The 12,041-nt window shown below is 57.6% G+C and carries 12 protein-coding genes; 4 read left to right on the top strand and 8 right to left on the bottom strand.

The genetic code is table 11. The features are described 5' to 3' along the window. The coding region (locus KJ653_09120; GenBank protein MBU0685988.1) for a transposase at positions 1–234 on the top strand (234 nt) is incomplete at its 5' end. A gap of 91 nt (positions 235–325) precedes the next feature. Continuing rightward, positions 326–1,519 carry a homocitrate synthase family protein gene (locus KJ653_09115; GenBank protein ID MBU0685987.1) on the top strand — a complete coding sequence of 398 codons (1,194 nt, stop codon included), beginning with the start codon at positions 326–328 and terminating at the stop codon, positions 1,517–1,519. A gap of 105 nt (positions 1,520–1,624) precedes the next feature. On the opposite strand, the gene KJ653_09110 is transcribed toward KJ653_09115, so the two are convergent. The 4 genes from KJ653_09110 to nifS form a co-directional block, all read right to left on the bottom strand. Continuing rightward, positions 1,625–2,389 (bottom strand): dihydroorotate dehydrogenase electron transfer subunit, encoded by a 765-nt coding sequence (locus tag KJ653_09110; GenBank protein MBU0685986.1) that lies wholly within the window; start codon positions 2,387–2,389, stop codon positions 1,625–1,627. Between the two features lies 1 nt (position 2,390). After that, the gene (locus KJ653_09105) at positions 2,391–3,308 is read right to left on the bottom strand and encodes a dihydroorotate dehydrogenase (protein MBU0685985.1); all 918 of its coding nucleotides are present in this window, start codon (positions 3,306–3,308) and stop codon (positions 2,391–2,393) included. 86 nt (positions 3,309–3,394) lie between these two features. Further along, entirely contained in the window at positions 3,395–3,778 is a 384-nt protein-coding gene (gene nifU, locus KJ653_09100) for a Fe-S cluster assembly scaffold protein NifU (protein ID MBU0685984.1), read from the bottom strand. After that, the gene (gene nifS / locus KJ653_09095; protein MBU0685983.1) at positions 3,768–4,967 is read right to left on the bottom strand and encodes a cysteine desulfurase NifS; all 1,200 of its coding nucleotides are present in this window, start codon (positions 4,965–4,967) and stop codon (positions 3,768–3,770) included. Before nifS ends, nifU begins: the two co-directional genes overlap by 11 nt. Positions 4,968–5,121: 154 nt before the next feature. Between nifS and KJ653_09090 the strand changes: the two genes are divergently transcribed. Continuing rightward, entirely contained in the window at positions 5,122–6,345 is a 1,224-nt protein-coding gene (locus KJ653_09090; protein MBU0685982.1) for a cysteine desulfurase, read from the top strand. On the opposite strand, the gene KJ653_09085 is transcribed toward KJ653_09090, so the two are convergent. From KJ653_09085 to KJ653_09075, 3 genes are read right to left on the bottom strand one after another with little or no spacing between them, the layout of a single operon-like run. Further along, on the bottom strand, positions 6,342–6,809 hold the full coding sequence (locus tag KJ653_09085) for a hypothetical protein (GenBank protein ID MBU0685981.1): 468 nt from the start codon (positions 6,807–6,809) through the stop codon (positions 6,342–6,344). The two genes, KJ653_09090 and KJ653_09085, sit on opposite strands and share 4 nt — an antisense overlap. Next, positions 6,809–7,282, bottom strand: a complete 474-nt coding sequence (locus tag KJ653_09080; protein ID MBU0685980.1) for a hypothetical protein — start codon at positions 7,280–7,282, stop codon at positions 6,809–6,811. The genes KJ653_09085 and KJ653_09080 overlap by 1 nt, the downstream gene beginning before the upstream one ends. 6 nt (positions 7,283–7,288) lie before the next feature. After that, positions 7,289–7,774: an Ig-like domain-containing protein gene (locus KJ653_09075; GenBank protein ID MBU0685979.1), complete on the bottom strand. Its 486-nt coding sequence runs from the start codon at positions 7,772–7,774 to the stop codon at positions 7,289–7,291. 238 nt (positions 7,775–8,012) lie between these two features. Between KJ653_09075 and KJ653_09070 the strand changes: the two genes are divergently transcribed. Next, on the top strand, positions 8,013–9,020 hold the full coding sequence (locus KJ653_09070; protein MBU0685978.1) for a hypothetical protein: 1,008 nt from the start codon (positions 8,013–8,015) through the stop codon (positions 9,018–9,020). Positions 9,021–9,087: 67 nt separating this feature from the next. On the opposite strand, the gene KJ653_09065 is transcribed toward KJ653_09070, so the two are convergent. Next, a partial coding sequence (locus tag KJ653_09065; protein MBU0685977.1) for an FG-GAP repeat protein occupies positions 9,088–12,041 on the bottom strand: 2,954 nt, incomplete at its 5' end.

The following is a 12,041-nucleotide window of genomic DNA, read 5'->3' as shown; positions in this document are numbered from 1 at the left end:
ATACAAGATTCCCGAATGGGCACCGAGTTCGTATGTGAGTGCGGTTGGCACCTCGATAGGCATATAAATGCCAGCCTGAACCTGCTGCAGACAGCCATCTCCAACGGGATGGCAGGGGGTCTACGGTTCGACCCCGGCGCGTTCCAGCATGACGTTGTGATGATCCTATACGAGCCAGCGATGGCCGCACGGTCGGAGCCGAATGGAACGAGTTGCGATTGCGAGGTGACCTGAGTGTCACCATCCGATAACGCGACAGAACCGTTTATGCTAAGTGCCAGAGCGTCGGGAACAGCATAAATAGTCGCCAATCGATGGCTTAGTGATGAAGTTCACTGCGGTCAGCCCGTTCAACGTTGCGTCGAAGGTGTCTCTTCCAGAGAAGATCGTCGTCTATGATAGCACGCTCAGGGACGGAGAGCAGATGCCCGGCGTGCATTTCAACCCAGACCAGAAGCGTGCTATCGCAACGAAGCTCGCGGATATCGGTGTACACCAGATCGAGGTAGGATTCCCAGCAGTCTCGGAAGAAGAGAAGAAGTCGGTCAAGGCCATTGCGGAGCTTGGATTGGATTCCGACATCCTCTGCCTAGCCAGAACGATGCAATCGGACATCGACATAGCCGCCGACTGCGATGTGGACATGGTTCTCCTGTTCATCGCCACCAGCGACCTCCACATGCGCTACAAGCTCAAGATGTCAAGGGAGGACGTGCTGAGACGAGTGGTCACATCCCTTGAGTACGCTCACACGCGGGGACTCAAGGTCAGCCTGAGCACCGAGGACAGCACTAGGTCAGATATGGATTTCTTGCTTGAAGTCTACAGGGAATGTGAGAAGGCCAAGGCCGCCAGACTGGGAATCACTGACACCCTTGGCTGCGCAGGCCCGGAAGCGATTTCGTACCTTGTCCGAAAAGTCAAGGAGAGAACGAGCACGCCTCTTTCAGTGCATCTTCACAATGATTTCGGGCTCGCCGTCGTTAACTCGATCGCTGCCTTGAACAGCGGCGCTCAAGCGATAACCACGACGGTTGGCGGTATCGGAGAGAGGGCGGGCAACGTCTCCCTGGAGCAGTTCGTGATGGTCCTGAAGCACCTGTACAAGCGCGATATCGGGATCCGTACTGAGGGCCTGACAGATCTGACCAAGTTCGTGTTCGATGCCGCGAAGATCCCCATGCCTCCGAATCAGCCATGGGTCGGTCCGAACGCGTTCTCGCACGAGTCCGGGATCCATGTCGCCGCCGTACTCAACTGCCCCCTGACATATGAATGTCTGGACCCCGAACAGGTCGGGAACAGGAGGCGGCTCGTGCTTGGGAAGCATTCTGGAACCGCGCTTGTCAAGAACCGATTGAGCGAGCGCAATGTCAGTGCCACTCAGGACCAGATATGCGACATGGTCAGGGCCATAAAGAAGGCCGGAGAAGATCATGGGCGGGTCTCTGACGAAGAATTCTGGAAGCTCGTCGATCAAGTGATGACAAAGACCTGTAAGAACCCGGACTGCAACTAGTGCTTTGAGATCGGTCTCATAGGAAGTTTGCTGGGCCCGTTGTTTGCGGGCGTGGTTTTGTATCGAAGGGTCCGTCGTTAAGTAGCGGGATTGACGCGCGCGACCCTATATTCGCACCTTTCGACCACTCGTGTCGAGCTTCGTCCTTCCCAGCTCCTCAAATGATCTCAGTTCGAGTTCGGAGAAAACCGGGCCGTCCCTGCACACGTGCCTTCCATCAAGAGCGCAGGAATCGCAGATGCCAATCCCGCACTTCATGATCCTCTCGAGCGATGCCTGCATCGGGGTCCCGTGCTTCTCCGCGATTTCCAACAGGCCGACTATCATCTTCTCGGGGCCACAAGCATAGATGCAGTCGAACTTCTCATTCCTAAGGACTGACGCAACCGACTCCGTAGCCAGGCCCTTCAATCCTTTCGATCCATCGTCGGTCGAAACATGCACCTTTGCCCCTGCCCTTTCGGCTCGCCCTTCGAACAGCAGCTCATCTTTGGTCTTCGCTCCAAGCACGAGGTCGACGATGACCTTGTGGTCGACGGACTCCTCGATGAACGGTGCGAGCGGGGCCATGCCCGCGCCTCCTGCGACCATCAATAGCCTCTTACCGTGGATAGCAAACCCCTTCCCATAGGGCCCTCTGATGCCGATCCTCTCCCCGACATCCTTCGCCGCGAGTGCCTTGGTCCCGTCCCCGATGACCTGGTAAGTGATCCCGAAATCCTTCGAGGTGTACGACGCCGACATCGGGAACTCGTCCACTCCCGGGACCCAGACCATGACGAATTGTCCAGGCACTGCGGCCAGCTTCTCCTTGAAGATGATCGTCCTCGTGGTGGGCGTCTCGTCCCTGTGCTCGGCGATGGTGAACATCCTAACGCCGGCCAGAGTGAGCCACCCCCACCATGTCTTTGACCGATTCGTAGCCGTTGTGCTCCATGAACTCGAGGAGTTCGCTGCAGACCTTGTTGAACACTCCTACTCCTTCGGTCCAGACTGCCGTGCCGATTTGGACTGCGCTCGCACCCGCCATGATGTACTCAAGCGCATCCCTGCCGTTCCCGATCCCGCCCACGCCAACGATTGGTATCCTCACCGCCTCGTGGATCTCGTAGACGCATCTTACCCCGACGGGCCTTATCGCCTGTCCGGACAACCCTCCGAACCTGTTCGCTAGTATGGGCATCCTCGCATCAGGGGAGATGACCATACCTTTCAAAGTGTTTATGGCCACAACTGCGTCCGCGCCTCCTTTCTCAGCGGCGGCTGCAAGCGAAGAAATCGAAGAAGTGTTGGGAGTCAGCTTCGCGAACAGTGGAACCTTGATCCTTCTTTTTGCATTCCTGCAGATCAATTCCACGAGCTCGGGCGTGGAGCCCAGTTCTGAACCATATCCCTTCGCATGGGGGCAACTCAGGTTCAACTCGACAGCATCCGCACCAGCCTTCTCGATGAGCCCGGCGAGCTCTGAGATCTCGTCCTCGGACCCTCCAAAGACGCTTCCGATAATCGGCACGCCGCTCTTCTTCGCCTCTTTTATCTCAGCTGCATATGCGTCTATGCCCGGGTTCGGGAGCCCCATCGCGTTGAGTAGCCCATGTTGTAGTTCGACGATCGACGGGTTCTGATGTCCGGCTCTCGGCTCCTTGCCTACCGATTTGGTGACCATCGCACCGGCGCCTGCCTTGGCAACGGCGAGCATGCTCTTTCCGGTCTCATCCAAAACACCTGACGCTAGGATCGTGGGATTCTTCAGCCTTAGGCCACAGATATCCACGGCTAGGTGCGTCATTCCGCTCTCCGTGAGATTACCGGACCTGCTACTAGAACTTTTCCTGAAGCCGTGGCATAAGCATTCAGGAGATACTATCGCCGAGCCTACGCCCTGGCCTTCTCGGCCAGTTTCGCTTCGTAGTCCTTGATCGCTTCCCTTAGCGCATCGGCTGCGAGGTTTGAGCAGTGCATCTTCGTTGGTGGAAGGCCGTCCAGGGAGTCAGCGACATCCTGCCGGCTGATCTTTTTTGCCTCCTCTATGGTCTTTCCCTTGGCCAGGTCGGTGATCATGGAGCTCGTCGCGATCGCCGCGCCACACCCGAATGTCTTGAACTTGATGTCCGTAAGTATGTTGTTCTTGACCTTGATGTAAAGCCACATCACATCTCCGCACTGCGGATTCCCGACCTTCCCTATGCCGTCTGCGTCCGGGATCTCCCCGACGTTGTGTGGGTTCGCAAAGTGCGCCATTACCTTGTCACTGTACACAGGTACCACCTTCGCCAGGCCCCATGGGTCTCGACTCGCTGAAGGGCGATATCTCCCTCAGCTTGGAGACCACACCGGGCAGCACCTCTAGTAAGTAGTCTACCTCCTCTTCAGTGTTTTCCCGTCCCAGTGTGATTCTCAGGCTTCCGTGGGCCTGCTGGTAGGTGAGGCCAAGTGCCAGGAGCACATGGGACGGCTCCAGGGAGCCAGTAGAGCATGCTGAACCGGTAGAGGCCGCGATTCCCTTGAAATCGAGCTGTAGGATGAGTCCCTCGCCCTCGATGAAATCGAACCTGAAGTGCGCATTGTTGACCAGGCGCTTGGTCTTGTGGCCGTTCACGTACGATTTCGGGATCAGCTCCGGAACGGCCCTAAGCATCTTGTCCCTCAGCCTCTTCATCTTCTCAGCGGTCGGTTCGAGGTCGCGCTTTGCCATTTCAGCCGCCTTTCCCAGGCCGACCGCGCCAGCGACGTTGACAGTCGATGATCTGAGCCCTCGTTCCTGTCCTCCGCCCTGTAATATGGGTTCGACCTTGGTCCCCTTCCTCACATAGAGCGCTCCGACGCCCTTCGGCCCGTGGAACTTGTGCGCAGACAGCGATAGAAGGTCTATGTTGTCAGCTTTGACATCTATCGGCAGCTTCCCGATGGCTTGGACGGCATCGGTATGGAATGGTATGCTCTTGGACTGAGCGATCCTCCCGATCTCCCTGATCGGCTGGATCGTCCCGATCTCGTTATTTGCCATCATCACGGATATCAACACTGTGTCATTCCTAATCGCCCGTTCGATCTCCGCCGGGTCGACCAGCCCCTCTGACGAGACTGGTATGTGTGTGACCTCGAACCCGAAGCGCTTGAGGAACTCGCAAGACTCCAGGATAGCATGATGTTCCACTTTCGTGGTGATGATATGGCCTTTCATCTTCCCCTTGTACATGGCCACGCCTTTGACGGCCAGATTGTCGGACTCCGTCCCGCCAGAGGTGAATATGATCTCCGTCGGGTCCGCATTGAGCAGATTGGCGACATGTTTCCTCGAGTCCTCGAGGGCAGTCTTTGCCTCCCTGCCGAACGAGTGTATGCTCGACGAGTTGCCGAACTTGTCCAGGAAGAAAGGCATCATGGCATCGAACACCTCTGGAAGCACCCCGGTCGTGGCGCTGTGGTCGAAATACACCCTTCTCATAGGACTGGCAGTCATAACAAGGGGTAGGTGATGATGACGGACGACTTAATAGATTCGCCAGGTTCAGAGTTGTGTATTGGCTCCCTCCGAGGCGTTGATTCCTGCAAACTGGAAATGACTAATACCATCCATCGCCATGCCAGGACGAATTCCGATGGATGTTGGCAAGGTAAGGCAGGACTTCGTCGTCCTGAGCAAGGAGATTGGCGGGAAGATACCGATATACTTCGACAGCGCCTGCCAGACCCTCAGGCCGAAGCTGGTCACAGAAGCGATAGCCGAGTACTATGACTCTTTCCCCTCATGCGCGGGCAGGAGCGTCCACAAGCTCGCCACCGAGGTTTCCTTGCGATGCGACGCAGTGCGCGCAAGAGTTGCCGATTTCTTCGGGGCTGAGAGCCCCCTAGAGATAGCTTTCTTGAAGAACACGACCGAGGGCCTGAATACCGTCATATTCGGGTCCGGTCTGAAGAAAGGGGACGAGGTCGTGACCACCGACTACGAGCACAACTCGGTTCATGTGCCGGTCCTCCAGATGGTGGAGTCGGTGGGGGTGAAGCACCGGACAGTTCCATCTTCGACCAACGGCACGTTCGACCTTGATGCTTTCGAGCATGCGATGAACAAGAGGGTCCGGCTCGTCGCGATGACGATGACATCGAACGTGACCGGATATACCCTCCCAGCGAAGGAGGTGGTCGAGATCGCCCATTCATATGGCGCGAAGGTGCTTTTCGACGCCGCTCAGGCGGCCCCCAGCAGGAAGATCAATGTGCGGGAGCTGGGCGTCGACTACATGGCTGCCTCGGCGCACAAGATGTGCGGTCCATCTGGCATGGGCCTGTTCTACTGTCGGGCCGAACTGGGTGATAGGCTCAGGCCGCTGATGTTCGGAGGACACGGGGTCACGGACACGAACTACGCTTCATTCAAACTGATGCCGGCTCCTGAGCGGTTCGAGACGGGGTTGCAGAACTACTCTGGCATCGTAGGCACTGGAGCCGCCCTGGACTACCTTACGGGGATTGGAATGGACAATGTGCTCGAGCATGAGATAGCTCTGAACAAGAAGATCACGCGCTCGCTGGTCGATGTGCCAGGAGTCAGGATTCTCAAGCCAGAGGACCCGAACCAACGGGGAGGCCTCTTCAGCTTCAACATAGACAATCTCTCCGCACACGACATCGCTATGATCTTGGACAACTCGAAGAACATCATGATGCGCTCTGGGATGCACTGCTGTCACACCTACTTCCACTCGCGCGGCATAGACGGGTGCGCGCGCGCGTCTGTGTATATCTACAACAGCTCCGAAGAGGTTGACATGTTCATCGAGTCAGTCAAGGAGCTGGCCGATGGGTTCGGCAAGAAGACCTAGAACGCGCGGGAGATGAAGAGCAACAGCCTTGACCCGTTCTCGAACTGCACCGATGCCGTGCAGATCGTGAACTTCTGTCCAGAGCGGCACTCGACGTCCTCAGAGGAGTCGTCGAGGTCATGGATGGTAGAGGCGTTGAGCATGGAACCGTCATAAGACCACGTATGCAGCTCGAAGATCGGTTGCACGCGCACGCTTTGGCCGCCCGAACTACCAGACAAGATGGACTGGTGGACCGTGACCAAGACCTCGCCCCCCGTTGTGAGGAATGGCACGGCCCATGTAATGGTGACCTCGGAAGCGGACATGGCTGTCCGGGCTACGATTGATGAGAGATCATCTAGAACCCTCACCAAATCAGTGTCAAGATCGGCGAACTTGTCTGGCGAGAGAAGCCCGGCAAGTATCGAGACGACAAGGAGCGCGGTGATGGACATGACGACCTTGGAGACTATGAAGTCCATCACACTACCTCCACGAGCACGTAGACCGTCCTGTTCCCGAGCATCGCGGACATCCTAAGATCGAGCACGAACGAGCTTGTGACAAGAGCGGTCCAACCGGGGCCTATGATCATGGCGGGAGGGTCGGTGGCGGACCGTATGATCGTCGCGCAGTTCCCGAGTCTGAGAACCGCGCTCGACGCGTTCGGACCTCCGACACTGTCGCCTATGGTCAGGCGGTCGGGTCGGAGGCTCCCATCCCCTCTGAGGTCCAGCGAGATCGTGCGCACGCTCCCCGGGCCTTCGGTCGTGAGAGTCTGCGCGGTCGCAATGATCATTTCGAGCCCAAGGCCCGCCCTTCTGACGAAATCCCTGTTCTCCAGTCCCTGGAGAGCATGTGAGGCAGGGATCACGGAGAGCGATGCGACGACCGCCACGATCATGAGCTTGAGCGGGATCGATTCCAGTCCCGCGCAGTCACGGCTCAGATGCATCTGCCATCAGCTCGGGATCACGGGTATCTCGTAACCCGAGTCGATGCCGTAGTCCCCCTTCGCGACTGTCACCGTGATCGTCGTCAGCCTCGAGCCGAACTGCTCTACCGTCAGCCCTGTCAGGACGAGTTGTCCATGGGAGTCTGTGACCCCCCTGACTGGTCCACCGTCGCCGGCCTTGATGTTGGCTCCTTCGAGCACGACGGTCGCTCCCTCGAGTCTGTCTCCGCTCTGGTCCGTCACTGTGACGGTCATTGCGACCCCGTCTCTGGAATATACCCCGTCGCCATCCTCGTCGTATACCACGATCTCCGACGGGTTGACGAACACCTCTCCGATCGAATGAGGCGCGGCGATAGAGTTCATCCACCCCATGATGATAGTGAGCCCCAACCCAGCTACCACCACCATTATCAGCAGCTGGAGCGGCAACCCTTCTATGCCGCCCCCGTAGTCCTTTCTCAAGCCCAATTGGCACCTTCCCTTTCTCATGTGTCAACCCTGCCTCTACAGTCTTCCGATGAGGCCAATGGGGGCCGATGTCTTCTCCTGCTCGGCTACATGTAGGCTACGCACAAGATCGTCCTGAAAGCCAGGATTGGAACCAGTCTAGCCAGTGTGTTATCATGGATGATTCCCAGGAAAACATATTCATATACGCTCCTGACCGGTAGAATGCCTAGGCAGAGGAGAGGCCTCGGGCCCGTCTCTGACCGGAATGGGAATGACAATGGAAGCGTCTAAGTGTCCCAAGTGCGGCGAGGAGCCGGCGTTCATAGAGCACATTGAGAAGTGGTACTGCTACGGGTGCAACTCCTACATAGATGAAGGTGAGGACAAGCACGAGTGCAACGCCGAGGCGGTGCACGTGGACCCTGCCGCCGCCATCGCTGACGAGCTGAAGGCACTCGAGGAGGAAGAGGCGAAGCTCGAGTGCAGGAACTGCGGCGCGGATCTGCAGGACCTCAAGGACGGCAGGCTCTATTGTTTCATGTGCGAGACTTACCAGGACGAGGTCGTTGCAGAGGAGAAGGAGGAGCCCAAGCCGAACGAGGCCCAGATCCTGCTGGACGTCGTCAGCGCCCCAGTTACGGACAAGGCCTCTGAGCCGGTGCAGCCGGTTTTGGAGGTCAAGCCTGAAGTCGTCCCTATCGTGTCCGAGTCTGCCAAGGAACCCGAGATCGCACCTGAGCCGGAGCCCAAGCCAGCGGAAATAAGGATGTGTCCGTCGTGCAGGCAGCCCCTTAAGTTCATAGAGAAGTACCAGAGGCACTACTGCTACGGCTGCAGGAAGTACGCTCCTAAGGATGAGGCCCCAAAGCTCCCTACTAGCGTGGTCAAGGAAGAGAGGGTTGCGAAGAAGTGTCCTGACTGTGCAGGAGAGATGAAGTTCGTAGAGAATTACGGGGAGTACTACTGCCACTCCTGCAAGAAGTACCCGCTCAGGTCGCAGAAGAAGGCAGAGCCAGCGAAGCCTGCCCCCAAGCCCAAGGTGCTGGCGTGTCCCAAGTGCGGCGACCCGGTCAAATGGGTCGAGAAGTACTCGAGACATTATTGCTTCAAGTGCAAAGAGTACGCTCCTAAGGGATTCGGCGGGGTGCCTTTGGACGCGGGTGAGAAGAAGGACTGCCCGGCCTGCAAAGAGGTCATGAAGTTCATCCCGGAGTACAACGAATGGTACTGCTTCAAGTGCAAGAAGTACTCACTCCGGCCGAGCAAGCCCGTGCTGCTGTTCTGAGCGTCGGTCCTGACAAGGACGATTCCGGTGAAGGATCAGCCTTCACTGTTCCTAGGGTTTCGGTCGTCTAGGTCTTCTTGGTCTGTTCCTTGTCCGGTCCAGGTGTCTGTGTCGGCTTCTTCCGTCTCAGTATCATGAGCGCGGCCACTATCAGCGCGATGGTCACTATCGCGATCGCACCAATGGTCAACGCGCTTATGCCTCCTCCTTGCTCCTTCTCCAACTGCACAGTGAAGCTTACGGTCACATCCCTGTAGTTGCCCACTCCGTCCGTGGTCCTGACCGTCACATCGTGCAATCCGTTCTTGAGATATGTGAGCACGGTCGAGTTGCCTATAGCCACATCGTAGAACGCTCCATGGTCCAGTGAGACTTGTATGCGTGCGATGCCGCTCTCTAGGTCCGTCGTGATCCAGGTGACGGTCACGTTCTCGTGTTCGATCACCTCGTCGGCTGTCGGGGTCGTTATGATGAGTTCGGGCTGCCTCGTGTCCACCAGGACGCTGACGGTGGCTATCCCCCAATGACCTGCCATATCGGAGACGTTGACGGAGACGGTGTGTGATCCGAACGCCAGGTTCGTGTAGTTGTAGGACAGGTTCATCCCGACATCAGCCCACGCCCCTCCATCGACCCTGATCATGTATCCCTTGACCCCTGACCCGGTGTCGTACCCGGTCCAGTTGATGGTTATCGATGTCTGTCCGATCACCTTGTTCGGAGTCGGTGCGACGATTGTCACATTGGGCGCTTGAGTGTCTACGAATGTCGTTGTGTCGGGAACTGAGGGTACGGACTCCACATTGCCCGCAACATCGACGGCGACAGTGTAGAAGTCATAGCTCCCGTCCCCGCCGAGCTGGGCGGAGTTGAGCGTCTCCTGATATGCTGCCGTCGAATTGACCCACAGTGGGATGTACGTGCCGCCGTTCAGCCTGTAGTAAAGCGTGATGTAGTAGATCCCCCCAGCATCGCTGACTATCTCAGTTATGTTGAAGTTCTCTGTGAGAGTGTACTCAGGCAGCGGCTCGACGCTGGATACTGGTGGGGCCGAATCCACTATCGTCCATGTCTCGTTGCCCGCGGGGGCGGTTTCATTGTTTCCGGCATAGTCCACGGCCTGAGCGTAGAATTCGTACAGGCCGTCTCCGTCCAACGCCGCGGTGTCGAACGAGAACACGTATGGTGATGTCGTGTCTGCCGAGTAGAACTCGAAGCTTCCCGTGCCGTTGTATCTGTACCAGAGCTGCACCTCCGCGATGCCGTTCAGGTCCGTCGCGTTAGCGGTCACTGTGACCACAGAGGTGTTGGTGTACTTGGTCAACATGACCAGCTGTGACGACGGTGGCACGTGGTCTATCTGCAAGAAGAAGTCCTGCGTGTAGGTGACGTTCTTGTCAACGTCCGGCAAGGCGCTCTCTCGCCAGTATCCTGAGGCGGTGACATTGACGAAAACAGATCCTGCTGTCGCATTGACAGCCGCCAGGGAGTATTGACCGTTGCCTGCTGAGATAGTGCTTGCCAGGATGCTCGCTCCCTGGACTGCCTGGACAACTGCGTCCCTGACCGGGGACAGCGTGATGGCGGTCCTGACCGTCCCGGAGATAACAGGGAACCTATCCAATGTGAAATCGGCGCGTGCCGTCTGGTTCCGGGCAAGGTTCTTGCTGCTGTTTCCCGTGTAGTGTGCCGAGTCCCATGCGTACACCGTGATGCCTATGCTCGCGTGCTCCTCCGGAACAAACGCTTCTGGCAGGTACAAGGAGTAGGTGCCGTTCGCAAGCGTTGTCGTGCTGTCCATGAACGATGTCCCGTTGAATATCGACACCGTCGCTCCTGCGATCGGTGCCATGGACACAATGTCAGTCACCAGGCCTTCAACTAGCGGGACCGTCAAGGGGTAGAATACGAAGATCTTCTCGTCGTTCATCGCGAGAGAGACGTCTGTTGAGTTGGAAACGTACCCAGTCTTGCTTGCGTTCAACCAGTACGTTCCCGGGACCGCTTTGATCTGGAAGTAGCCGTTCGCCGCAGTGGTCGTGGACCAGCCAGCCGGTTCCAGTGTGACCGTGAATCCTGAAATCCCTGTCGTCGTGCCTGGCACTAGGACGAATCCTTCTACGATAGGGTTCACGGGTATCTCGATCAGCAGACCCGCATAGATGTACGCTCGGCCCGCGTTCGCAAGGCCCGAAGGCGTGAACTGCGGGTCCCCGACGGCGAAGTCAGGAGCGCTGTCCCCCGTGATGTTGCCTCCGACCGCCACGCTCCCTCCGAAGAAGTCTGCGCCTGCATCTGGTACAAGGACTAAGTCCGAATAGGCGTCCGGTGTCTGCCCTCCGAAGTACGCGTACGCCCTTCCGGTGGAGGTCGTGTTGAGGTCACTATCTGGCGCACCTACGAGAAGGTCCGTATAGCCATCCTCATGGAAGTCGCCCGCCGCGAGCGCCCATCCGAGGTGCTCGTTCGCGCCTTGGCCCATCATGGCCAACTCGACATTGATATTGAACTTCGAAGAACCATAGAGCACAGAGACCTCCCCGGCATCGGTCCCGTTGTCGTCGTTGAACGGAGCCCCGATGGCGATGTCTCCGTAAGCGTCTCCATTCATATCAACCAGGGCCGCAACGGAGAATCCGAACCCGTCCCCCGCCGCCTTCCCATTCACCACGCTGATTGCCGGATTCACCTTGATCACATTCCTGATGACATAGGCCGCTCCAGTCATGACTCCTCCAACCTTGTGATTGGGCGCTCCCACCACTATGTCCATCGATGTGTCGCGGTCGACGCTAACATTGCCAGCGACAGCCCATCCGAAGTTGTCCTCAGCAGCCTCACCAGAGAAGTTCTTGTCATCAATATCGTTCATCGGCGAGCCGCCATAGTACACGTAGACTCGCCCTGAGTCGGCCAGGCCCCCCGCGTCAGCGAAAGGTGCACCGACGATCAAGTTAGCAAAGTGGTCGCGGTTGATGTCTCCACCAGCAGCGAGAGAAAATCCCAACTCCTCTCCGTCGT

This window comes from Candidatus Thermoplasmatota archaeon, from assembly GCA_018814355.1.
GTDB lineage: Archaea > Thermoplasmatota > Thermoplasmata > UBA10834 > UBA10834 > COMBO-56-21.
The sequence above is the reverse complement of the archived record's forward strand: the minus strand, read 5'-3'. Positions and strand labels throughout refer to the sequence as shown.

Excerpts from the sequence above, each read along its gene's own strand:
- KJ653_09115 (MBU0685987.1), top strand. The coding sequence starts at position 326 with ATGAAGTTCACTGCGGTCAGCCCGTTCAACGTTGCGTCGAAGGTGTCT.
- KJ653_09110 (MBU0685986.1), bottom strand. The coding sequence starts at position 2,389 with ATGTTCACCATCGCCGAGCACAGGGACGAGACGCCCACCACGAGGACG.
- KJ653_09105 (MBU0685985.1), bottom strand. The coding sequence starts at position 3,308 with ATGACGCACCTAGCCGTGGATATCTGTGGCCTAAGGCTGAAGAATCCC.
- nifS (MBU0685983.1), bottom strand. The coding sequence starts at position 4,967 with ATGAGAAGGGTGTATTTCGACCACAGCGCCACGACCGGGGTGCTTCCA.
- KJ653_09090 (MBU0685982.1), top strand. The coding sequence starts at position 5,122 with ATGGATGTTGGCAAGGTAAGGCAGGACTTCGTCGTCCTGAGCAAGGAG.
- KJ653_09085 (MBU0685981.1), bottom strand. The coding sequence starts at position 6,809 with ATGGACTTCATAGTCTCCAAGGTCGTCATGTCCATCACCGCGCTCCTT.
- KJ653_09080 (MBU0685980.1), bottom strand. The coding sequence starts at position 7,282 with ATGCATCTGAGCCGTGACTGCGCGGGACTGGAATCGATCCCGCTCAAG.
- KJ653_09075 (MBU0685979.1), bottom strand. The coding sequence starts at position 7,774 with ATGAGAAAGGGAAGGTGCCAATTGGGCTTGAGAAAGGACTACGGGGGC.
- KJ653_09070 (MBU0685978.1), top strand. The coding sequence starts at position 8,013 with ATGGAAGCGTCTAAGTGTCCCAAGTGCGGCGAGGAGCCGGCGTTCATA.